Below are 22692 nucleotides of genomic sequence, written 5' to 3' on the forward strand. Positions count from 1 at the left end.
TCAAGATGAGATTTCCCATTACGCAAGTAAGTAAGATCCCTTGAAGAAGACGAGGTAGATAGGTTCGGGGTGGAAGTGTGGCGACACATGGAGCTGACGAATACTAATCGATCGAGGACTTAACCAAATAGAAATGCGCAAGTCGGCCGCTCAGGCCCGGCAGGCATAAGACAGACCGCTGTCGTGACGTTCTTTGTCACAGAAGCGTGATGGCTTATGACCGAGGGGACTGGCCGACTGGAGCTGGACAACACAACACTTGGTGTAACACGGATCATACGACACGCTTCTATCCAGTTTTGAAAGAACAAAAAAAGTTCTTGCAATATTTACTGAATATGTTATAATAATAAATGTCGTTAAACAGTCAGGTGGCATTAGCGAAGAGGTCACACCCGTTCCCATCCCGAACACGGCAGTTAAGCTCTTCAGCGCCGATGGTAGTTGGGGGTTTCCCCCTGTGAGAGCAGGACGCCGCCTGACGAATTATTTTATACATATGTGGAGGATTAGCTCAGCTGGGAGAGCATCTGCCTTACAAGCAGAGGGTCGGCGGTTCGATCCCGTCATCCTCCACCATTTATCTTTTAATGCCGGTGTAGCTCAACTGGTAGAGCAACTGACTTGTAATCAGTAGGTTGGGGGTTCAAGTCCTCTTGCCGGCACCATTTTCAGAGAGCCATTAGCTCAGTTGGTAGAGCATCTGACTTTTAATCAGAGGGTCGAAGGTTCGAATCCTTCATGGCTCACCATTTATATTGCGGGTGTGGCGGAATTGGCAGACGCACCAGACTTAGGATCTGGCGCCGCAAGGCGTGGGGGTTCAAGTCCCTTCACCCGCACTTTGCGGAAGTAGTTCAGTGGTAGAACATCACCTTGCCAAGGTGGGGGTCGCGGGTTCGAATCCCGTCTTCCGCTCCAATAAGCGAATGATGTGCCGGGGTGGCGGAACTGGCAGACGCACAGGACTTAAAATCCTGCGGTAGGTGACTACCGTACCGGTTCGATTCCGGTTCTCGGCACCATTGTTTTTTGAAAAAGTGAATACCTGCGCCCGTAGCTCAATTGGATAGAGTATTTGACTACGAATCAAAAGGTTAGAGGTTCGAGTCCTCTCGGGCGCGCCATACATAACTTGCATGAAAATTGATCAGTGATTGGCAGGTTAACGTGTTAAAATCGGGAAGTAGCTCAGCTTGGTAGAGCACTTGGTTTGGGACCAAGGGGTCGCAGGTTCGAATCCTGTCTTCCCGATCTTTTATTTAATACCCACTTAAATGGGGCCTTAGCTCAGCTGGGAGAGCGCCTGCTTTGCACGCAGGAGGTCAGCGGTTCGATCCCGCTAGGCTCCACCATTTTAATGTTATAGAGGCGGTGTAGCTCAGCTGGCTAGAGCGTACGGTTCATACCCGTGAGGTCGGGGGTTCGATCCCCTCCGCCGCTATTTAAAAGGACCTTTAGCTCAGTTGGTTAGAGCAGACGGCTCATAACCGTCCGGTCGCAGGTTCGAGTCCTGCAAGGTCCACTACTCGACTCAATTTCATTTATATGGAGGGATACCCAAGTCTGGCTGAAGGGATCGGTCTTGAAAACCGACAGGGGAGTCAAATCCCGCAGGGGTTCGAATCCCCTTCCCTCCTCCATTTTAATTTCTATTATCGCGGGGTGGAGCAGCCCGGTAGCTCGTCGGGCTCATAACCCGAAGGTCGCAGGTTCAAATCCTGCCCCCGCAATCGTTGGTCCGGTAGTTCAGTTGGTTAGAATGCCTGCCTGTCACGCAGGAGGTCGCGGGTTCGAGTCCCGTCCGGACCGCCATTTTTTAAATGGCTCAGTAGCTCAGTTGGTAGAGCAAAGGACTGAAAATCCTTGTGTCGGCGGTTCGATTCCGTCCTGAGCCACCATTTATACTTCTTGGCGGCTATGGCGAAGTGGTTAACGCATCGGATTGTGGCTCCGACACTCGTGGGTTCGATTCCCATTAGTCGCCCCATCTGATTAACGTATTATCTTCGCGGGTGTAGTTTAATGGTAAAACCTCAGCCTTCCAAGCTGATGTCGTGGGTTCGATTCCCATCACCCGCTCCACTATATTTATATAATGGGCCTGTAGCTCAGCTGGTTAGAGCGCACGCCTGATAAGCGTGAGGTCGATGGTTCGAGTCCATTCAGGCCCATTATTTTATTCCGCAGTAGCTCAGTGGTAGAGCAATCGGCTGTTAACCGATCGGTCGCAAGTTCGAGTCTTGCCTGCGGAGCCATATACTTTTCGGGGAAGTACTCAAGAGGCTGAAGAGGCGCCCCTGCTAAGGGTGTAGGTCGGGTAACCGGCGCGAGGGTTCAAATCCCTCCTTCTCCGCCAGTTTGGCCCCTTGGTCAAGCGGTTAAGACACCGCCCTTTCACGGCGGTAACACGGGTTCGAATCCCGTAGGGGTCATCAATTTAAAAAACGCTTTAAGGAATTATTACAGTTCCTTAAAGCGTTTTTTTTTGTTTCATATTTTAAAATTCATAAAAACTTTACATGATTAAGATTGTTATTTAAATATGAATTAGGGAAGATAGTAATAGTTAGTCTTTCTAAGATGACTTTTCTTGTGATGGGAATAAGATTAATAGAATATTAATTTTAAAAAAACAGACAAATAGAAGAGACGATTTTTATGAGTAACGAAGGGAGAATTATATACTTAGCATACATAATAAAAACTTAACTTCACGAAAGATGCCCTTATTAGTTGCAAACACTAATTAACGGCTAGGTAGCACCCTGGCCTTTTATCCCTACTTTAATTCTTCAAAAAAATGTAATGTTTTTAGAGCTTTTGTCGAACGTATGGTAATTCTTTTGAGATTATTTTATGATAGTCTCTGTTGTGTTAGTGAAAATAAACTTACACAGGGGAGATGTGATGGTATCTACTCAATTAAGTTTAGAAGACTTATCCGTTCAAATTAATGATATGCGTAAGTTACTGATAGCCGCTGGTTTAAAAAAGGGATTCACAGATAGTGAAACTCTTAAATATAGCGAAGAACTGGACAAGTTAATTATGCAATTTCAATTACAAAGATGCCTTTATTTTTAATTGGAAAATAGATTTAAACATTTAATAAAATGAGAGAAGGAAATTTAACATCTACATAGAATATTAAAAATATTAGGAAAATTAAGAAATAATTTGAAATTTCCTCTATTTCCACTTCATCAAGAATACATAAATAAAAGGGTGTGGACCATGTCATCGAACGCATATTATCCAAGCGATTTTGATCTTCATTTGTTTCATGAAGGGAATTTGTTTAAAGCGTATCATCTATTCGGAGCGCATGTACGAAACGGAAAGACTGCTTTTGTTTTATGGGCGCCAAATGCAAAAAAAGTACGGGTGATTGGCGACTTTAACGAATGGAACGGGCATACGGCAGAAATGAAACAGACAACAAACGAAGGTGTATGGTTTCTTGAGGTGCCAGAAAACCTGGAAGGCTCTCTTTACAAGTATGAAATTATTTCGGAAAGTGGAAGAGTGATTCACAAAACAGATCCATTTGCCTTTATGACGGAGCTGCGTCCTAGAACGGCGGGTGTTATACATACACTTGATGGATACATATGGCATGATGAAAATTGGCAAAATGATCATCGTCCTTCTCATGTATATGAAGAACCATTAGCCATATATGAAATGCATTTAGGTACATGGAAGAAAAAAGGTAAAGGGGAAGATGATCTTTATACGTATCGAGAGTTAGCAGATATGCTAATCCCTCATGTAAAAGACCAGGGTTTTACACATATTGAGGTAATGCCGGTCACCGAACATCCATTTGACCGTTCTTGGGGTTATCAAAGTACTGGCTATTTTGCAGCAACACGCCGATATGGAAAACCCGAAGATTTTATGTATTTCGTTGATGAATGTCATCGGTATGGCCTTGGCGTTATTATGGATTGGGTACCCGGTCATTTTTGCAAAGATTCACATGGGCTTCATAATTTCGATGGTGGATTTAGCTACGAATATGAAAATAATTGGGATCGTGAAAATTATGTTTGGGGAACAGCAAATTTTGATTTAAGTAAAACGGAAGTGCATAGCTTTTTAATTTCAAATGCTCTTTTCTGGATGGATTATTATCACATAGATGGTTTTCGTGTTGATGCGGTGTCCAATATTTTTTATTGGCCCAACAGAGATGGACTGGAAGCAAATCCGCATGGTATCTCTTTTTTACAGAAATTAAATAAAGCAGTGTTTGCATTTAAACCGGAAGCACTTATGATCGCAGAAGATTCAAGTGATTGGCCGCAAGTTACAGCTCCAGTACATCAAGGCGGCATTGGCTTTAATTATAAATGGAATATGGGTTGGATGAATGATGTACTTGATTATGTAGAGACACATTGGAATGAACGTCCAGATAAACATCATCAGATGACATTTTCTCTCATGTACACGTATTCTGAAAACTATATTTTACCTTTTTCTCATGATGAAGTGGTCCATGGGAAAAAATCATTGCTAGATAAAATGCCCGGAGACTATTGGCAAAAGTTTGCACAGCTTAGACTCTTGCTTATGTTTATGATGGCACATCCTGGTAAAAAACTGTTATTTATGGGTACAGAGATTGCTCCTTTTTCTGAGTGGAAAGACCTTGAAGAAGTCGACTGGCACTTGATGGATTATGATATGCACCGCCGCTTTAATGATTATTTTAAACAGTTAATGCACGTATATAAAACGGTTTCTCCTTTATATGAATTAGATCATAGTCCGGATGGATTCCAGTGGATTGACGTACACAATCAAGATCAAAGTATTTTTTCTTTTGTACGAAGAGATAAAGAAGGAAATGCTGTTGTTGCAGTTTGTAATTTTGGAGAATATGGGTACAGTAGCTATAAAATAGGCGTACCTGAAACTGGTGTGTATGAAGAACTATTAAACAGCGATGAAGCAGCTTTTGGCGGTTCAAATCAAGTGAATAGTAGAAAGAGTGAAGCGGTTGCGAAGGAAATGCACGGACAGCCTGCTTATGTGGATATAAATTTACCACCATTTGGCGCAGTATATTTACGGCGTGTAGAAGATAAAGGGAGGAACTAACATGGCAAAACAAAAATGTGTAGCAATGCTTCTAGCCGGAGGAAAAGGCAGTCGTTTAAAAGAATTGACGGAGAACTTGGCAAAACCAGCTGTACCATATGGCGGAAAGTATCGTATTATAGATTTCCCACTTTCTAATTGTGCAAATTCTGGTATTCATACGGTCGGTGTATTAACTCAGTATCAGCCGCTCGTTTTAAACTCATATATTGGTATTGGCAGCGCATGGGATCTGGACCGCAAAAATGGAGGAGTAACGGTTTTACCTCCATACAGTGAATCCTCGGAAGTGAAATGGTACTCTGGTACAGCCAGCGCTATATATCAAAACTTAAATTATATTAAACAGTATGATCCTGAATATGTACTTATTCTGTCGGGCGATCATATTTATAAAATGAACTATGATATTATGCTAGATTATCATATTGAAAAACAGGCGGATGTCACCATCTCGGTTATTGAAGTACCATGGGTTGAGGCGAGCCGTTTTGGCATCATGAATACAGATGAAGCTTTCAATGTGACACGCTTTGATGAAAAACCAGAAAAGCCTGAAAGCAATCTTGCTTCCATGGGTATTTACATTTTTAAATGGTCCGTACTAAGCAAGTATTTAGAAATGGATGAGAGCAATCCAGATTCGTCAAACGATTTCGGAAAAGATGTCATTCCGGCAATGCTTTCAGATAAGTTGAAATTAGTCGCTTATCCATTCGACGGCTACTGGAAAGATGTTGGAACAGTAAAAAGTTTGTGGGAAGCAAATATGGATTTGCTGGATCATGAGCAAGATTTGAATTTATTTGATCATTCGTGGCGTATTTATTCCGTTAACCCGAATCAGCCGCCACAAATTATTGGTGATGATGCTATTATCAAACATTCACTTGTAAATGAAGGATGCGTCATTGATGGTGAAATTCAAAATTCGGTTATATTCCAAGGTGTTGAAGTAGAGAAAGAAGCAGTTGTAAAAGAGTGTGTTGTGATGCCAAACGCACGTATTGGGCGAGGATCTTTCATTGAACGGGCGATTGTCATGAGCGATCTTGAAGTACCAGAAAATACGATTATTCACAATAAATCAGATGATATTTTACTCATTACAGAAGCTTTCTTAGTAGAGCACGTACAAGAACGGACAAAATTGGAGGAAGCTTAATGAAAAAATCAATGATCGGTATTATTGATGTGACGATGTATCCGGGAGAATTGGGGAAGCTATCCGCTCACCGTTCACCGGCAGCAATTCCATTTGCAGGCCGATATCGGTTAGTAGATTTCATATTATCTAATATGGTTAATTCAGGGATTGAAAGTGTTGCTATTTTCCCTCCAGCGCCATCTCGTTCGTTAATGGATCACCTTGGTTCTGGGAAAGACTGGGATTTGAACCGCAAGCGTGATGGCTTGTTCTTCTTCCCGGCACTGTCCAAGGATGGACAGTTAAGCCGTCTTGACGAGCATCGTGATTATTTGGAGAGAAGTCAACAAAAATACGTGCTCGTGTCAAACTGCACGACGGTTGCCAATATGGATTTCACACCAGCGTTGGATCGTTTTATTAACCAGGAGTGTGACATACTTGAAATTACACATAAGGGCAAGTCAGCAGAAATGTATATTGTCTCTCTCGCGTTATTAATGGAGATTATTGATAATCGACATGAAACAGGTTATAAATCTGTAAAAGATGCAGCAGAGGATGAAAAATCGTCGTATAACAGATGTAAATATGAATACGATGGTCTTTTAAAGTGTATTAAAACGATCAAAGACTACTATCAAACGAGCATGAACTTGCTTGACAAAGAAAAATGGAGCCAATTATTTAATGAATTCCAGCCTGTGTTTACAAAAGTAAAAGATGAACCACCGACAAAATACATAGATGGTTCACATGTTACGAATTCGATGATTGCAAATGGCTGTAACATCGAAGGCGAAGTAAATCACAGCATTATTTTCCGTGCGGTGTACATTGGAAAAGAATCTACAGTTCAAAACAGTATTATTATGCAAAAAAGCAAAATCGGTAATAACTGTGTGCTTGAACATGTCATTCTTGACAAAGATGTGGTTGTTGAGGATGGGGTTGTATTAAGAGGGACAGCGGAAGCACCGCTTGTTGTGAAAAAAGGGTCGATTGTTGAGAATGATGCGGTGGCAAGCTTATGAAGGTGATGTTTGCTGTATCTGAATGTGTACCGTTTATCAAATCGGGAGGGCTTGCCGATGTGGCAGGCACCCTTCCGAAAGAATTAGCAAAGCTAGGTGCGGACGTCCGAGTTATTATGCCGAATTACAGTATGATACCGGAAAGATACCGTGAAAAAATGAAAAAAGTTGCCGAGTTTACTGTGCCGGTTGGATGGCGTAATCAATATTGCGCTATTTTTGAGCTTGTCCAAAATGGGGTCACTTATTACTTCATTGACAATCTTTATTACTTTAGACGGGATAGCTTATATGGCCATTATGATGATGGCGAGCGATTTTCTTATTTAACACGTGCAGTGCTGGATTCGCTTTATCATCTTGATTTTTATCCGGACATTTTGCATTGTCATGATTGGCATACTGGAATGATTCCCTTTATGCTCAAAGTTGAGCATCAGCATCGTCCACGATATGAAAAAATAAAGACGGTATTTACGATTCATAATTTAATGTTTCAAGGGATTTTCCCTCCCCAGGCTGTAACCGATTTATTGAATTTACATAGCCAGCATTATCAAACAGGTCAGCTTGAATTTAACGGAAATACGAATTTCATGAAAGGTGCGATTGTTGCATCTGATGAGATTACAACAGTAAGTCCAACATACCGGAATGAAATTTTAAATAGTTATTTCGGGGAGAAAATGGAAGGTATTTTACAGGAGAGACAAGGAGATTTAATCGGCATTTTAAATGGAATTGATTATTCGATCTATAGTCCTGAACAAGATGATGACATTGTCCCTTATAAAGTGGGAGATATCGCTGGAAAAGCAGAAAACAAACAGAAATTACAAGAGTTTTTCCATTTACCTGTCCGCAAAGATGTACCCGTTATCGGCGTGGTCTCCCGTTTAACAAAGCAAAAAGGGCTGGATCTTGTTACACATGTGTTTCATGAAATGATTTCAGATGATGTACAGTTTATTTTGCTCGGAAGCGGCGACGCTGAATTTGAAAACTTTTTTAGAGAAATGGAATGGCTATATCCGGAGAAAGTTCGTTCGTATATTGGCTTTAATGAAACTTTGGCCCATCAAATATATGCTGGGACGGATCTCTTTTTAATGCCTTCACAGTTTGAGCCGTGTGGTCTTGGCCAAATGATTGCAATGAAATACGGTTCGCTTCCAATCGTTCGCGAAACAGGGGGATTAAACGATACCGTTCACTCCTATAATGAGGAAACGGAATCAGGAAACGGATTTTCATTCAGCCATTTTAATGCACATGATATGCTGCATACGATTCGCCGTGCAACACATCTCTATCAGAAAGAGCCGGATACTTGGGCGAAAATTGTCGAAGAGGCAATGAATGAAGATTACAGCTGGACGCAGTCGGCTCGGGATTATATGCGTTTATATGAAGATATATCCACGAGGAGGGAAAGCCATGTTTTCTGAAAAACATGCGTTTCAAGAGTCGTTTAAAAAGCGGCTTGAGCAATCGTACGGTATCAGTTTTAATGATTCAACCCGTTCCCAGCAGTTTGTGACGTTAAGTCAGATGGTTCGTGAGCACATTAGCAAGGAATGGATTGAAACAAATGAACGGTACCGCCAAGGCAAAAAACAAACGTATTATTTATCAATTGAATTTTTACTTGGGCGCTTACTCGGACAAAATTTAATTAATCTTGGCCTGTATGAAACGCTTGAAACGTGGCTTCATGATATTGGTATACCTCTTGAAGAACTAGAAAATATTGAGCCGGATGCAGGATTAGGCAATGGCGGACTTGGCCGCCTAGCCGCTTGTTTCCTTGATTCTCTCGCCTCACTTGGCTTGCCCGGACATGGTTTTGGTATACGCTATAAACATGGATTGTTTGAACAGAAAATGGTTGACGGCTTCCAAATGGAACTACCGGAAAATTGGCTTCGCTACGGGTATGTATGGGAAGTTCGCAAATCAGAACTTGCTGTAGAAGTGCCCTTTTGGGGAAGTGTTGATGTGATTGAACGCAAAGACGGCATGAAATTTCGTCATGTCGATGCAGAGTATGTAAAAGCAGTACCATATGATATACCGGTTATCGGCTATGGCGGTGAGACGGTCAATACGCTTCGTCTTTGGACTGCAGAGACATCAAGTTTTTCGCTTAATCAAGATGTTCTGAAGTATAAAAAAGAGACAGAAGCCATTTCTGAGTTTTTATATCCGGATGATTCCAATGATGAAGGGAAAATTTTGCGTTTGAAGCAGCAATATTTCCTCGTATCAGCAAGTATCCGTTCGATTTTGCGCCAGCATTTAAATAACGGAGGCGAACTGCACAATTTGCATGAGCGCGTGGCGATTCATATTAATGACACGCATCCAGTGCTGGCGATTCCGGAATTGATGCGTGTATTGCTCGATGATTATCAAATGTCTTGGGATGATGCATGGCATGTAACGGAAAATACATTTGCTTATACGAACCATACAACATTATCAGAAGCTCTTGAGCGCTGGCCAATTCGTATTTTCAAACTATTGCTGCCGCGTATATTTATGATAGTCGAAGAAATTAATGAGCGTTTCTGTAAAAGTTTATGGGAGAAATACCCCGGTGAATGGGAACACATTGAAAAGATGGCCATTATCGCAAAACATGAAGTAAGGATGGCACATCTTGCTATTGCAGGCAGCTACAGTGTCAATGGAGTGGCAAGACTGCATACAGAAATTTTGAAAAATCGTGAAATGAACGATTTTTATCAGTTCTATCCGCAAAAGTTTAATAATAAAACAAATGGGATTACGCATCGCCGCTGGCTGTTAAAGGCGAACCCAGAGTTGACAGCGCTCTTGACAGATACGATTGGTGACGGGTTTAAAAAAGATGCGTCAGAGTTATCAAAACTTGCGCCGTTTGCGGAGGACTCAGCATTTCTTGAAAAGCTATGGGATGTGAAACTGAAGCGAAAAGAGATATTAGCAAAACGTATTTTTGAACAGAACGGCATTAAAGTGGATCCAACATCTATTTTTGATGTACAAGTGAAACGATTGCACGCGTATAAACGCCAGCTTTTAAATGTCCTTCATATTTTAGCTTTATACAACAAAGTGAAAAATGATCCATCGTTCCGTATGCCGCCGCGCACATTTATTTTTGGTGCAAAAGCATCACCAGGTTATTTTTATGCAAAACGGATTATTAAATTAATTCATTCTGTTGCCGATCTTGTCAATAATGATCCAGATACGAAAGGCCTCATTACGGTCGTCTTTATGGAAAATTATCGTGTATCGCTTGCAGAAGATATTATTCCGGCAGCGGACATTAGCGAACAAATTTCCACGGCGAGCAAAGAAGCTTCTGGAACAGGAAATATGAAGTTTATGATGAATGGCGCTTTAACAATGGGAACACTTGATGGAGCGAATGTGGAGATTTTAGAGCAAACAGGGCCCGATAACATATTTATATTCGGTTTAAAAGCAGAAGAAGTAATGGCTTATGATCGAGACGGTGGCTACCTTTCGATGGATTACTATCATTTTGATCCGCTTGTTCGACGTACACTTGATCAACTTGTCGATGGGACTCTCGATGACAAAGGATTGTTCGGTGTCATTTATGACTCGCTGCTAGCTGAAAACGATCATTATTTTGTTCTAAAAGACTTTGAAGCTTATCGCAGAGCGCAGGAAGAAGCGGGACGCATTTATGAACAGGATCCTAAACGCTGGCGCAAAATGATGGTCAAAAACATTAGCGGTTCAGGTATTTTCTCCAGTGATAGAACGATTAAAGAATACGCAGATGAAATTTGGAAAATCTAATAAAAGCCGGCGCTTGTATTGCCGGCTTTTTTGCTGCTTATTTATCTTCTTCATCTTTGTAGAGTTCATTGTAATTGTCTTTATCCTTCATAAAATCAGACGGTGATTCCGATGTGCCGTAATCAGCTGCATCATTGAAACTGTCAATGCCGTCATCCGGGTGCGGCAAACGGTTTTCCGGAACGCGATCGGTTTCAATGGTTTGGTCGGGTGTATGTTCGACCAAGTAAAGTGTTGTTGGTACAGCTTGAAGCCGTTCGAACGGAATGTCTTCACCGCTTTTCTTACAAATGCCATACGTACCTTCAGTCATTGCCCGAAGAGCGGCTTCTACCTTTACAAGCTCATTGCGGCTATGTTCATCCAACGTTATATCCCGCTCACGTACATATAGCTCTGTTCCTATATCCGCGGGATGATTATCATATGCAGACAATTCACCTGTATCTGTACGGTCATCATTCTGTTCAATCTGTTTCGTTAATTGCTCTTTCTGATAAAGCAATTCTTTTTTTAATTCAGCTAATTGATCAGTTGTTAACATGAGTTCTCATCCTTTCATTATAGTGTAGATATAACCGTTTTTGCCCATGAAAAAACCTGCTCATGTGAGAGCAGGTTAAAAGAAATAGCTTAAACATAAACCGATTGATAAAAGAAAACCAAACATCGTATTTGTCTGCGCTGTTGATTTCATCGCCGGCATCATCTCAAGCGGGTTGTTTTTTCCTTTAAAGCCATGGACGGCTTTTGTTGCTATCGGAATACTCAAGTACGTCAAAAGCAGCCAAAACGAGCCATACATACTAAAAATCAGAACGATAACCCATGCATATGAAATGAAAAACATGGAAGCGAGGAGCAGAACAGCCCGGTTGTGGCCAATTAAAATCGCAATTGTTTTCCGTCCGGCTTCCCGGTCCCCAACACGATCACGAATGTTATTGGACAGCATAATCGCTCCGATTAAAATAATCACTGGAATAGAAAATAAAATCGCACCAATTGAAATGAAACCTGTTTGAATGTAAAACGAAAGATAAATAATGACGCCGCCCATTAAAAAACCAGACGCAAGTTCTCCAAAAGGTGTATATGCAATCGGAAGAGGACCGCCTGTATACAAATAACCGACTATCATGCAGATCACACCGATTAGGCCGATCCACCAAGTTGTGACAGAACAAATATAAACACCGAGCAAAAGGGCTAGACCGAAAAATAAAAATGCCATATTTAATACAGTTTTTGGTTTAACGCCATTACGAACAATGGCGCCGCCGATGCCGATCGATTCTTCTGTATCAAGTCCGCGCTTATAATCGAAATATTCATTGAACATGTTTGTCGCCGCTTGAATAAGCAGAGAAGCAATCAACATCGCTAAAAATAAAAAGACATGCAATTTGGTATGTTCAAGTGCAAGCGCAGTTCCGAGAAACACGGGAACAAACGCCGCCGTCAGCGTATGAGGGCGCATAAGCTGCCACCATATTTGAAAACCCGTATCCGCAGAAGGGATTTGTTTCATTATATACGTCTCTCCTAATCAACCATTGTGAACAATTAAACATGTGTCCTTTACCAAGTTTAGAAAACGAAATTAAAAGTGTCAATGTTTTTTCACAAATTAAAAGAGAAAGAAACTGTTTTCGAAAAACTCGAACAATATTATTCGAAATGAAAATCGATGTCAAGTGGTATATAATAAGGAAGAAGAATGCGAATCGTTGACACTCTGTTGAAAACAGGTGTATCTTAAAAGAAGTTTGACCATTTTGGGTCTGCACAATGGAGGGATTTCATTGGCTAAAATAAAAGGGCATCCGCTAAAAGGAGCCTTTATTCATTTTATACAAGAAATAAATGGATCGACGCTGTTTAGCTACGTTGAAAAAGTGGAAGCAGCCGATCCTATTCGTTTTTATGAACATGGGAAAGAATGGTATAAGGGCGAGCGTTTTTATTTTAAAGACCGTGATGGTGAAATGACACTAGCCGGACTTGGCAGTGTTCATACCATTCAGCATGGACGAAAAAACCGATTCGCTGGAGTGGAATCGGATTGGGATGCTTTAATGAAACAAGCGTCTGTCCATAATCCGTACGATGCATATGGGACAGGTCCGGTTGCATTCGGTGGCTTTTCATTCGATCCCGCACAACAAGAAGGAGAAGAATGGTCCCGCTTCGCTCCATCTTTTTTTTATGTACCAGAGCTGATGATGACCGTGTATGGTGGAGAAACATATGTAACTGTAAACATGCTTTGTGATGGGGCAGAATCGGAGCCTTTGTTTGATTATATTGAAAAACGAAAAAAATGGATTTTAGCGCAAAATGATCAGCAGTTTAAGAAAGAAGCTGTTCTCAAAAAGGTTCTTTCAGGTGATACAAATGTGTGGAAGAAATCCGTTCAATCGGCTATTGAAGCGATTGAATCAGATAATGAGTTAAAGAAAGTCGTTCTTGCCCGTAAAGTGACCGCCATTTTTGATCAAGCCATTGAACCAGATCGTGTTCTGCGCCACCTTGATGAAGGACAGCCGGATAGCTTTATCTTTTCTATCGAAGCGATGGACAGCTGTTTTCTTGGAGCTTCTCCGGAGCGGCTCGTTAAAAAACGCAACAGTACATTATTGACGACGTGCCTAGCTGGTTCTATTGCGCGCGGCAAAACCGAAGAAGAAGACCAGCGTCTAGAAACAGCGTTATTAACGGATGATAAAAATCGAATTGAACATGATTATGTCGTGCAGATGATTCGCCATGAAATGCAGTCGATGTGCGAAGCGGTAATGGTACCTGATGAACCGATTATTATGAAAGTACGTGATATTCAGCATTTGTACACGCCGGTTATTGGAACAGCGAATGAACGCGAATCGATTTTACGGTTTGTGGAGCGTTTTCACCCTACACCGGCGCTTGGCGGATTGCCGGCAGAGAAAGCACTGCACGTCATCCGCGAACTAGAATCGATGGACCGAGGATTTTATGCAGCACCGATTGGCTGGATGGATTATCGAAAAAATGGCGAATTTGCCGTTGCCATCCGATCCGGTTTACTCGTGAAAAATGAAGCCTTTTTATATGCAGGATGTGGAGTCGTACCTAATTCAAATCCTGAAACAGAACTTGAAGAGACCAATATGAAACTTCGGCCGATGCTTCGGGCGATTGGGGGAAGCGATGAATAATCATCAAGAAAATATAACACAGTATAACGCTCATTTTATTGACAGCCTTAATCGTTCAGGGGTAGAGTATGCCGTTATCAGCCCAGGTTCCCGCTCGACGCCGATGGCTATATTAATGGAAGAGCATCCGGATTTAACGACTTTTATTCAAGTAGATGAGCGATCAGCTGGTTTTTTTGCTCTCGGTTTAGCAAAATCAACACAAAAACCAGTGGCACTACTTTGTACATCCGGCACCGCAGCAGCTAATTACATGCCTGCGGTTGCTGAAGCAGCTATTTCGCGTGTACCGCTTATCGTTTTAACATCTGATCGCCCCCCTGAACTCAGGGATGTCGGTGCACCGCAGGCGATTGATCAAATTCATCTATACGGCCACACGGCAAAATGGTTTGCTGAAATGGCGATTCCAGAATCAACAGAAAATGCGCTGAGATATGTAAGAATGCAAGGTGCACGTGCCGTATTTGAAGCGATGACAGCACCAGGAGGACCGGTTCATCTTAATTTTCCCTACAGAGAACCGCTTTTACCGGATTATGATGGGATTTATGAACGCATCCATATACCTGCACCAATCCGGTTGATTACAGGAAAACAAATGCCGGATGAGAAGCAAATGAACGAAATTGCAGACACGATTCATGTTGAAAAAGGAGTCATTGTTGCGGGTGAATTACTTGATATGAAAGCATTGCCATCTATTCTTGCACTTGCTGAAAAAAGAGGCTGGCCTATTCTTGCCGATCCGCTTTCACAGCTCCGCAAAAACGCTGATGTAATGGATAGCTATGATGCGTTTTTACGGGATGATGACATTAAAGATGCATTAAAGCCGGACGTGATTATCCGGTTTGGCGCATTGCCCGTGTCAAAATCGCTTAAGCTTTATATGGAGCGTCACCGTGATGTTTCGCATGTCATTGTGGATATGGATGGTGGCTGGCGTGATCCATCTCATCTGGCAACGCATATGGTATGTGTCAATGAAGCCGCTTTTTGTACGGAAATGATAAAGAGGCTGCCAGAACAGTTATCAAACTGGAAGACACGTTGGCGAACAGTGAATGCAGCGGCACGGGCTGTGATGAAAGAAGCCGATGGAATGGATGAAGGTGCTTTGTTTAGACAGTTTTTACAGGCTGTTCCAGAGGGAGCATCTGTTTTTACAGGAAACAGCATGCCGATCCGCGACCTTGATTCATTTTTATTTGCAGGTGAACAGCGTGTTCGTCTGCATGGGAACCGTGGTGCTAACGGCATTGATGGACTTGTCTCCACCGCGCTTGGCATTGCGGCAAGCGGTGAAAAGGTGTATGCCGTCATAGGAGATCTTTCCTTTTTTCATGATGTGAACGGATTGCTGGGGGCAAAAATGAACAGGCTATCGATGACTGTTCTTGTCATGAATAATGATGGCGGAGGCATTTTCTCTTATTTGCCGCAGTCAGGGGAAGAAAAACACTTTGAACGGCTGTTTGGCACACCGACAGGCCTCAAATTTGAACATGCAGCGGCATTGTATGATTGCCATTATGTCCGCATTGACAATGGGGATCAACTTGCGGAAGAGCTGAATAAATCACGCGATGGAGTGACGATTTTAGAAGCGTTCACAGACAGGGCTGCAAATACATCGGTTCACCGGGCGTTATGGAAAGAAGCCATTCAACAGGCAAAACAGGCACTGGAGGAAATGAGATGAACGATTTTTCCTTCTACCGAATTGACAAGAAAGGTGAGGGGGAACCCGTTTTATTTTTGCACGGTTTTACGGGTACAGGAGACACATGGAAAGAAATTGCATCGTCTATTCCCTGCCATGCGGTCATGCCGGATCTTGCCGGGCACGGACGAACGCAATCGGCTACATTTAATCTAGAAGCAGAAGCAAAAGCAATGAAACAAATCATGGATGATGCAGAAATCTTGTCTTTTCATGTCGTCGGTTATTCAATGGGCGGCCGATTGGCGCTTGCATTGGCTATTTTATATCCAACATCTGTCCGCTCACTCATCCTTGAAAGTGCTTCACCGGGACTTGATACAGAAGCGGAACGTGAATTACGCCGTCAGTCTGATGAGAAGCTTGCGCAAAAAATTGAGCAGGACGGGATTGAAACATTTGTAGACTTTTGGGAAAACATTCCGATGTTTGAAACGCAAAAATCATTGCCTGCTTCGATCCGTGAATCGGTGCGACGCGAGCGGTTGAGTCAGTCTAAATCAGGACTTGCTTCGTCGCTTCGTGGAATGGGTACTGGGGCACAAAAATCCTACTGGAATCGGCTCCATGACCTAACGATGCCCGTTTTATTATTGACGGGTACGCTCGACCAAAAGTTTACAAATATTGCTCGTCGTATGCAAACAAGTATACCAAACTGTAAATGGATTGAATTTGATGGTGCTGGTCATGCAGTTCACGTGGAGCAACGCGAAAAATTTGGTACAATAGTAAAGATGTTTTTGTTTGAAATAAAAGGGAGGCAATATTGATGACAGTTAATTGGGTAACAGAACGTGAATATGAAGACATTCTGTATGAAACGTATAATGGCATTGCAAAAGTGACGATTAATCGTCCAGAGGTACATAATGCATTTCGTCCGAAAACGGTCATGGAAATGATCGATGCTTTCTCGCGTGCGCGTGATGATTCTAAGGTAGGTGTTATCGTCCTTGCAGGGGCAGGAGGCCGAGCATTTTGTTCAGGCGGCGATCAGTCTGTACGAGGTCACGGCGGCTACGTTGGCGATGACGAAATCCCGCGTTTAAATGTGCTGGATCTGCAGCGGTTAATCCGTGTTATTCCAAAACCCGTCATCGCGATGGTATCAGGCTATGCAATTGGCGGCGGCCACGTTCTGCATGTGGTCTGTGATTTAACGATTGCAGCAGAGAATGCGGTATTCGGTCAAACAGGTCCGAAAGTCGGTTCATTTGATGCCGGTTACGGTTCGGGTTACCTTGCCCGCATTGTTGGACATAAAAAAGCTCGTGAAATCTGGTTTCTTTGCCGGCAATACAACGCACAGGAAGCACTCGACATGGGTCTTGTGAATACAGTTGTTCCACTTGAAAAACTGGAAGAAGAAACAATAAAATGGGCAGAAGAGATGCTTGAAAAGAGTCCGACAGCGCTTCGTTTTATTAAAGCAGCGATGAACGCCGACACAGACGGTCTTGCTGGTCTTCAGCAATTCGCGGGTGATGCAACACTTCTTTATTACACAACAGACGAAGCGAAAGAAGGACGCGATTCATTCAAAGAGAAACGTGATCCAGACTTCGGTCAATTCCCAAGATTTCCGTAAACACACGCCAAAAGGGTGTCCACTCAAAAAGGACACTCTTTTTTTCAATAGGAAGGATGAAATTTATGAGCATGCCAAACTGGTTAAAACAGCGCGCCTTTTTAACACCGGATCGAACAGCGCTTGTTTTTGAAAATAAAACGTGGACATTTATGGAACTATACAATGAGGCATTAAGAAAAGCGGCAGCACTTAGCGAGTCAGGTATACGAAAAGGACACTTTTGCGGTGTAGTGGCAGCTAATTGCCCTGAAACGATTTTCACGGTTCAGGCTCTTCAGCAAATTGGAGCAATTGCTGTAATGTTAAATAGCCGGCTGACGGCCAAAGAAATGGAATGGCAGCTGAAGGATGCCGCTGCATCCTATTTGTTATTCGACTCTTTACATGAAAAAAAAGCAGCAGCCATTTCTGGTATTCTATCTATTTCTATTTCAGATAATCCCTCTGAAAAACTCTTTACACCGCGAGAACGATTTTCAATGAATGAAATATGTTCAATTATGTATACATCGGGGACAACGGGATACCCAAAAGGGGTTATTCAAACATATGAAAATCACTATGCCAGCGCGACAGCTTCAGCAATTAACCTCGGCCTTCACGTGGATGATTCATGGCTGTGTGCTGTCCCAGTGTTTCATATTTCGGGCTACTCCATTCTGATGAAAAGCGTCCTGTATGGAATGGAAGTGCGTCTCGTTAGAAAATTTGACGCCACAGTGATTAATGAATCGCTTCAGAATGGAGATGCAACGATTATGTCGGTTGTATCAGCGATGCTGAGTAAGATGATAAACAGCCTCTCTGGTACGTACAGCCCAAGGTTTCGCTGTATGCTTCTTGGCGGGGGTCCGGTACCGTTATCCGTTCTAGAACAATGCAAACAGAAAAATATACCTGTTTTTCAGACATACGGGATGACGGAAACGGCCTCTCAAATTGTGACACTCGCACCTGAATATGCAATGGAGAAATTGGGCTCCGCCGGCAAACCGCTTTTCCCTTGTGAGGTGAAAATTGATGGAGAAGAAGGGGAAATACTCGTCTCCGGTCCGAATGTAACAACCGGTTATTTAAACCGGGAGGAAGTCAATAAATCGTCATTTCAAGAAGGATGGTTTCGCACGGGTGATATCGGCCGTCTCGATGCAGACGGGTTTTTATATGTTCTTGATCGACGTTCGGATTTAATCATTTCCGGCGGTGAAAATATTTATCCGGCTGAAATTGAATCAGTGCTATCCTCACATCAAGCCATTCGGGAGGCCGGTGTGACAGGTGTAGCAGACGAGAAATGGGGCAGTGTACCGGCCGCTTTTTACGTCGCTGACTATCCGGTTACATCAGAAGAATTAGCTTCATTTTGTGCAGAAAAGATGGCGAGCTATAAAGTGCCGGCTTATTTTATCAAAATGGCTGAATTGCCGCGCAATGCGTCAAATAAACTGATGCGGCGTGAACTCGCTGCCAGATGGAGAGATAAACATGCTCATTAAGAAGTTAACGATGCGTGTGATCGAAATGCCGCTGAGACAGCCCTTTTACACACATCTGGAAACCCTATTTGTCCGTCAAGCCATTATTATTGAAGTGGAAGATGAGCAAGGGGAAATAGGGTGGGGAGAAGCGTCGGCTTTTACTACACCGTGGTATACAGAAGAAACAGTACAAACAGAGTGGCACATTATAAAAGATATATTGTTTCCGCTCTTGCATGGAAAAACAATTGATCATCCAACAGCCGTTCAGGCTCTTTTTACACCGATTCGGGGCAATCGAATGGCAAAAGCAGGTGTGGAAAGTGCTATTTGGGATTTATATGCTAAACGGCAAAAAAAACCGCTTTATGAATTACTCGGTGGAACACGTGCATCAGTCCCCGCCGGTGCAGTTGCAGCGGGCAAAACAACAGCGGATATGATCGCGAGAATAGAGCTACTCGTCGAATCAGGGTACGAACGCATTAAAGTTAAATTGAATCCGAAAACAGATCGAACCATGCTGACCGATATTCGCCGCCAATTTTCGGATGTGCCTATTATGGCGGATGCCAACTCTGCGTATAGGCTGCAAGACATCGATCGATTAAAAAGTTTTGATGAATTTCAGCTCATGATGATTGAACAGCCGTTTCATGAGGAGGATTTGTGGGAACATTCGAAGCTGCAAAAGCAATTGAATACCGCTGTTTGTCTCGATGAAAGCATTCGGTCTTTACACGATGTGAAGTGCGCGATTCAAATGGAAGCGTGCCGGATCATCAATGTGAAATTCAGCCGAGTCGGCGGTTTGACAGAAGCTGTTCGTATTCATGACGAGTGTAAGGCTGCCCATATTGGACTATGGACAGGTGGAATGATTGAGTTTGGTATTTCCCGTGCTCATAACGTGGCACTTGCTTCATTGCCTGGCTTTACGGTCCCAGGTGATCTTGTCTCCTCCACTCATTATTGGGAAGAGGACATTATTGAGCCTGGGATCTTGGTGGAAAACGGCCGTATCTCATTGGCACAAAAACCTGGCATCGGTTATGAAATCAATCGAAAACGGCTTAAGGCCGTCGAGAAGGGTCTATATTTTATATAATTTTTTTTGGTTTAAGTGAAACAATTTAAGGGGAAAAAGAGTAGAAGGAAGTAGCAAATAAAGTAAAGCACTCTTTTATAGTAGTTTTTTCTCTAAAGTCATTATTTACAGATTTTTTACATCCTGTTCATGCAGGGATAAAGCAGGAAAGAGGTGGAGCATTGGAAAACGGATTATGGATCGTTTGTGCGGGGGCCGTCCTCACTCTTCTTCTGTTTGTTATAACTCATAGGAAACTTAATGGTTTACAAAAAAAAACCGAACGATCATTTCAGGAAGTAGACCGGTTCATGGCCATTCGGGTCAACGTATATGCAAAGTGGGCGGAAACGGTTGCTGCGTATGATTTAAATGAGCAGGGTATGTTAGCGGAGATAATGGTTATTCGCGACCGGTTTGCAGAGATGACAGTAGAAGAAAAACTGCATGTATGCAGGCAACTTGACACGTTTTATAACAGAATGACAGCATCTGCTGCGAGGTGTCCGCGTCTGCGAACTTCTTCCATGTACATACAGCTTCATGCGGCCGTGGATAAAATGATCGAGCAAATGCCGAATGCATGCAGTCATTATAATGAACTTGCTAGTCAATTGAATGATGAAATGAGCCGTTTTCCAGCCAATATGACTGCTATACTGTTTGGATTTGAAAAAAAGGAGCTATTCACCCGATCAGAAAAGTCCGATATTTCTGCTATTTAGCTATTCAGTTTTTTTTTGGGCCATTGATCAGGAACGTAATCAACGCCGCCTGAATGAAACGGCTGGCATTTGCAAATGCGGATCACTGTCATCAATCCGCCTTTCCACACACCGTGTTTTTGTATCGCTTCATATCCATAATGAGAACATGTCGGATAAAATCGGCACGTTGGCGGCGTAAGCGGTGAGATCGCTTTTTGATAAAAACGAATCAAACTGAGAAATAGCTTTTTCATTTTTGTTCACGCGTCTCATCTGGCGTTATTTCCTGCTTTTTATCAACAGGCGGATCAATCGTATGATTATAATCATAGCCTTTATTAATCGTCAGAACCGATAAAGCAAGTATAATCAGAACGATAATGACAGAAATAATGATAATGGTTGTCACAAAAACCCCCCCTTTACCTTACTAGTTTATCATGATTGTGTTTACTTTTGAATAAAGAGGGAACAAATATAATGTCGAGATTAATTTCACAGTTGGAGGTATTTTTATTATGTCAAAAAAATTAACAAACAGCGTAAACAAACAAATTGCAAACTGGACCGTTTTATATACGAAGCTTCATAACTATCACTGGTATGTAAAAGGATATCAATTTTTTACATTGCATGCGAAATTTGAAGAGCTTTACAATGAAGCAAATCTTCACATCGATGAACTGGCTGAACGCCTTTTAGCTCTTGAGGGCAAGCCGATTGCAACACTTCAAGAATCACTTAATGAGGCAACGGTAAAAGAAGCAGATGGAAAAGAATCGGCGGAAGAAATGGTCAAATCGGTTATTGATGACTTTTCAACCATGACAGCTGAATTGAAGGAAGCGATGGGTCTTGCCGATGAAGTAGGGGATGAAACAACAGGCGACATGCTTCTTGCTATTCATCAAAGCCTTGAACAGCACATTTGGATGCTTAAATCATTTCTTGGAAAATAAGATACAATCGAACCTTGAACAGGTTCGATTTTTTATATTATTTTGGTATGATAAACGTAACAGGGTACAAAAATAAATTAAACAGTTAAAAGGAGAGAAAACATGGGATATGAAGAAAAAGAATATGAAATTTTAGTTAAAAAAGCCATCGAGCATGCTCCTGCTTGGTTAAAAGAAGACATTGAAAGTTTAAAGAAAGAAACGCATGGTAACATTAGAATAAGTTATGTTATTCGCGAACTTTATAATAAATATACTTTTAATGCTACACATGTTTTTGCATCTATGGATCAAAATACAGAGTGGCCAGTTATTTCCCGTGAAAGATTGAATATTATAGATAACAATATAGACTTGATACAGTTAATGTTAAAAAGAAGTTGATAATAAAAAGTGGTTTCCTTTCTTTTGAAACTAGATCAATAAAAAGACGACTAAAACATTACGGTTTAGCCGTCTTTTTTTTTATGTATTAATGGAACTGATTGTTGTTTCGTACAGGTATTTGATCATGATTAAATTTTTCTTTCAAGCTTTCATGCAAATAAACGCGGAACAGCCAGGCCAGTTCTTTCTCCGGCATATCTTGAATGACTTTCAAAATATCCGCTTCAGACATTTCATCAAGTACGGTCAGGGTAATCATATCAAGATCGTCTTCCGTTCCCTGTAGCCTCCCTCGGTACAATTCGAACAGCTCATCCACGAAATTCATCTTTTTCCCTCCTTAAATAGAGTATATATATATTTATACATGAAAACGCTATCATATTCCAATTTTTTTTCAGAGGATGAAAAAAAATTAAAAGGGCACTCTATGGGAAAAGGA

Annotated in this window: 19 protein-coding genes, 21 tRNA genes, 2 rRNA genes and 1 pseudogene; 38 read left to right on the forward strand and 5 right to left on the reverse strand. The window is 42.0% G+C overall.

Going from position 1 to position 22692, the window contains the following annotated elements:
- The 29 genes and pseudogenes from ACZYRN_RS00005 to ACZYRN_RS00145 form a co-directional block, all read left to right on the forward strand.
- Positions 1–127 (forward strand): 23S ribosomal RNA (locus ACZYRN_RS00005); the annotation flags it as partial.
- A 240-nt stretch (positions 128–367) separates the two neighbouring features.
- A 5S ribosomal RNA gene (rrf, locus tag ACZYRN_RS00010) occupies positions 368–483 on the forward strand.
- Positions 484–503: 20 nt separating this feature from the next.
- Positions 504–579: transfer RNA gene (locus ACZYRN_RS00015), tRNA-Val, on the forward strand.
- A gap of 13 nt (positions 580–592) precedes the next feature.
- Positions 593–668 (forward strand) — tRNA-Thr (locus tag ACZYRN_RS00020).
- 8 nt (positions 669–676) lie between these two features.
- Positions 677–752, forward strand: a tRNA-Lys gene (locus tag ACZYRN_RS00025).
- Positions 753–760: 8 nt separating this feature from the next.
- Positions 761–842, forward strand: a tRNA-Leu gene (locus ACZYRN_RS00030).
- A gap of 4 nt (positions 843–846) precedes the next feature.
- A tRNA-Gly gene (locus ACZYRN_RS00035) sits at positions 847–921 on the forward strand.
- Between the two features lie 15 nt (positions 922–936).
- A tRNA-Leu gene (locus ACZYRN_RS00040) sits at positions 937–1025 on the forward strand.
- 25 nt (positions 1026–1050) lie between these two features.
- Positions 1051–1127: transfer RNA gene (locus tag ACZYRN_RS00045), tRNA-Arg, on the forward strand.
- 53 nt (positions 1128–1180) lie between these two features.
- Positions 1181–1254 (forward strand) — tRNA-Pro (locus ACZYRN_RS00050).
- Positions 1255–1279: 25 nt separating this feature from the next.
- Positions 1280–1355: transfer RNA gene (locus ACZYRN_RS00055), tRNA-Ala, on the forward strand.
- 15 nt (positions 1356–1370) lie between these two features.
- Positions 1371–1444, forward strand: a tRNA-Met gene (locus tag ACZYRN_RS00060).
- Positions 1445–1451: 7 nt separating this feature from the next.
- Positions 1452–1525: transfer RNA gene (locus tag ACZYRN_RS00065), tRNA-Ile, on the forward strand.
- Positions 1526–1550: 25 nt separating this feature from the next.
- Positions 1551–1643, forward strand: a tRNA-Ser gene (locus ACZYRN_RS00070).
- 16 nt (positions 1644–1659) lie between these two features.
- Positions 1660–1733 (forward strand) — tRNA-Met (locus tag ACZYRN_RS00075).
- Positions 1734–1738: 5 nt separating this feature from the next.
- Positions 1739–1815: transfer RNA gene (locus tag ACZYRN_RS00080), tRNA-Asp, on the forward strand.
- A 10-nt stretch (positions 1816–1825) separates the two neighbouring features.
- A tRNA-Phe gene (locus ACZYRN_RS00085) sits at positions 1826–1901 on the forward strand.
- A 13-nt stretch (positions 1902–1914) separates the two neighbouring features.
- Positions 1915–1990: transfer RNA gene (locus ACZYRN_RS00090), tRNA-His, on the forward strand.
- 21 nt (positions 1991–2011) lie between these two features.
- A tRNA-Gly gene (locus ACZYRN_RS00095) sits at positions 2012–2085 on the forward strand.
- Positions 2086–2100: 15 nt separating this feature from the next.
- Positions 2101–2174, forward strand: a tRNA-Ile gene (locus tag ACZYRN_RS00100).
- A gap of 9 nt (positions 2175–2183) precedes the next feature.
- Positions 2184–2258: transfer RNA gene (locus ACZYRN_RS00105), tRNA-Asn, on the forward strand.
- A 10-nt stretch (positions 2259–2268) separates the two neighbouring features.
- A tRNA-Ser gene (locus ACZYRN_RS00110) sits at positions 2269–2359 on the forward strand.
- 4 nt (positions 2360–2363) lie between these two features.
- A tRNA-Glu gene (locus ACZYRN_RS00115) sits at positions 2364–2435 on the forward strand.
- Positions 2436–2910: 475 nt separating this feature from the next.
- On the forward strand, positions 2911–3087 hold the full coding sequence (locus ACZYRN_RS00120; protein WP_018394230.1) for an aspartyl-phosphate phosphatase Spo0E family protein: 177 nt from the start codon (positions 2911–2913) through the stop codon (positions 3085–3087).
- 150 nt (positions 3088–3237) lie between these two features.
- A pseudogene (glgB, locus tag ACZYRN_RS00125) lies at positions 3238–5109 on the forward strand (1,4-alpha-glucan branching protein GlgB); the annotation flags it as partial.
- Positions 5110–5113: 4 nt separating this feature from the next.
- Positions 5114–6277, forward strand: coding sequence for a glucose-1-phosphate adenylyltransferase (locus tag ACZYRN_RS00130; RefSeq protein WP_488909476.1), 1164 nt, complete (start codon positions 5114–5116; stop codon positions 6275–6277).
- Positions 6277–7293 (forward strand): GlgC family sugar phosphate nucleotidyltransferase, encoded by a 1017-nt coding sequence (locus ACZYRN_RS00135; protein WP_488909477.1) that lies wholly within the window; start codon positions 6277–6279, stop codon positions 7291–7293. The genes ACZYRN_RS00130 and ACZYRN_RS00135 overlap by 1 nt, the downstream gene beginning before the upstream one ends.
- Positions 7290–8741: a glycogen synthase GlgA gene (glgA, locus tag ACZYRN_RS00140; RefSeq protein WP_488909478.1), complete on the forward strand. Its 1452-nt coding sequence runs from the start codon at positions 7290–7292 to the stop codon at positions 8739–8741. Before ACZYRN_RS00135 ends, glgA begins: the two co-directional genes overlap by 4 nt.
- A complete protein-coding gene (locus tag ACZYRN_RS00145) occupies positions 8731–11112 on the forward strand; it encodes a glycogen/starch/alpha-glucan phosphorylase (protein WP_488909479.1) in 2382 nt (793 codons plus the stop codon). Before glgA ends, ACZYRN_RS00145 begins: the two co-directional genes overlap by 11 nt.
- A gap of 37 nt (positions 11113–11149) precedes the next feature.
- Here the strand turns inward: ACZYRN_RS00145 and ACZYRN_RS00150 are convergent, their stop codons facing one another.
- Both ACZYRN_RS00150 and ACZYRN_RS00155 read right to left on the reverse strand, forming a co-directional pair.
- Positions 11150–11656: a TraR/DksA C4-type zinc finger protein gene (locus ACZYRN_RS00150; RefSeq protein ID WP_488909480.1), complete on the reverse strand. Its 507-nt coding sequence runs from the start codon at positions 11654–11656 to the stop codon at positions 11150–11152.
- 75 nt (positions 11657–11731) lie between these two features.
- Entirely contained in the window at positions 11732–12643 is a 912-nt protein-coding gene (locus ACZYRN_RS00155) for a 1,4-dihydroxy-2-naphthoate polyprenyltransferase (protein ID WP_488909481.1), read from the reverse strand.
- Between the two features lie 274 nt (positions 12644–12917).
- On the opposite strand from ACZYRN_RS00155, the gene ACZYRN_RS00160 reads away from it, so the two are divergent.
- The 7 genes from ACZYRN_RS00160 (at position 12918) to ACZYRN_RS00190 (ending at position 20922) form a co-directional block, all read left to right on the forward strand.
- Positions 12918–14312, forward strand: a complete 1395-nt coding sequence (locus tag ACZYRN_RS00160; RefSeq protein ID WP_488909482.1) for an isochorismate synthase — start codon at positions 12918–12920, stop codon at positions 14310–14312.
- A complete protein-coding gene (menD, locus tag ACZYRN_RS00165) occupies positions 14305–16017 on the forward strand; it encodes a 2-succinyl-5-enolpyruvyl-6-hydroxy-3-cyclohexene-1-carboxylic-acid synthase (protein ID WP_488909483.1) in 1713 nt (570 codons plus the stop codon). The genes ACZYRN_RS00160 and menD overlap by 8 nt, the downstream gene beginning before the upstream one ends.
- Positions 16014–16811, forward strand: coding sequence for a 2-succinyl-6-hydroxy-2,4-cyclohexadiene-1-carboxylate synthase (menH, locus tag ACZYRN_RS00170; RefSeq protein ID WP_488909484.1), 798 nt, complete (start codon positions 16014–16016; stop codon positions 16809–16811). Before menD ends, menH begins: the two co-directional genes overlap by 4 nt.
- The gene (gene menB, locus ACZYRN_RS00175) at positions 16811–17629 is read left to right on the forward strand and encodes a 1,4-dihydroxy-2-naphthoyl-CoA synthase (protein WP_488909485.1); all 819 of its coding nucleotides are present in this window, start codon (positions 16811–16813) and stop codon (positions 17627–17629) included. Before menH ends, menB begins: the two co-directional genes overlap by 1 nt.
- Before the next feature lie 65 nt (positions 17630–17694).
- Entirely contained in the window at positions 17695–19128 is a 1434-nt protein-coding gene (locus tag ACZYRN_RS00180) for an o-succinylbenzoate--CoA ligase (RefSeq protein WP_488909486.1), read from the forward strand.
- Positions 19118–20218, forward strand: coding sequence for an o-succinylbenzoate synthase (menC, locus tag ACZYRN_RS00185; protein ID WP_488909487.1), 1101 nt, complete (start codon positions 19118–19120; stop codon positions 20216–20218). Before ACZYRN_RS00180 ends, menC begins: the two co-directional genes overlap by 11 nt.
- 161 nt (positions 20219–20379) lie before the next feature.
- A complete protein-coding gene (locus ACZYRN_RS00190) occupies positions 20380–20922 on the forward strand; it encodes a LemA family protein (RefSeq protein ID WP_488909488.1) in 543 nt (180 codons plus the stop codon).
- Here the strand turns inward: ACZYRN_RS00190 and yidD are convergent.
- Both yidD and ytzI read right to left on the reverse strand, forming a co-directional pair.
- Positions 20919–21158 carry a membrane protein insertion efficiency factor YidD gene (gene yidD / locus ACZYRN_RS00195; RefSeq protein ID WP_488909489.1) on the reverse strand — a complete coding sequence of 80 codons (240 nt, stop codon included), beginning with the start codon at positions 21156–21158 and terminating at the stop codon, positions 20919–20921. The two genes, ACZYRN_RS00190 and yidD, sit on opposite strands and share 4 nt — an antisense overlap.
- Positions 21155–21313, reverse strand: coding sequence for a YtzI protein (ytzI, locus tag ACZYRN_RS00200; protein ID WP_488909490.1), 159 nt, complete (start codon positions 21311–21313; stop codon positions 21155–21157). The genes yidD and ytzI overlap by 4 nt, the downstream gene beginning before the upstream one ends.
- A 109-nt stretch (positions 21314–21422) precedes the next feature.
- On the opposite strand from ytzI, the gene ACZYRN_RS00205 reads away from it, so the two are divergent.
- Both ACZYRN_RS00205 and ACZYRN_RS00210 read left to right on the forward strand, forming a co-directional pair.
- A complete protein-coding gene (locus ACZYRN_RS00205; RefSeq protein WP_488909491.1) occupies positions 21423–21863 on the forward strand; it encodes a Dps family protein in 441 nt (146 codons plus the stop codon).
- A 102-nt stretch (positions 21864–21965) separates the two neighbouring features.
- Entirely contained in the window at positions 21966–22247 is a 282-nt protein-coding gene (locus ACZYRN_RS00210; protein WP_488909492.1) for a hypothetical protein, read from the forward strand.
- Positions 22248–22335: 88 nt separating this feature from the next.
- Here the strand turns inward: ACZYRN_RS00210 and ACZYRN_RS00215 are convergent, their stop codons facing one another.
- Positions 22336–22578, reverse strand: a complete 243-nt coding sequence (locus ACZYRN_RS00215; protein WP_488909493.1) for a DUF6154 family protein — start codon at positions 22576–22578, stop codon at positions 22336–22338.
- Positions 22579–22692: the final 114 nt, after the last annotated feature.

It is taken from the genome of Domibacillus sp. F004 (genome assembly GCF_057814295.1).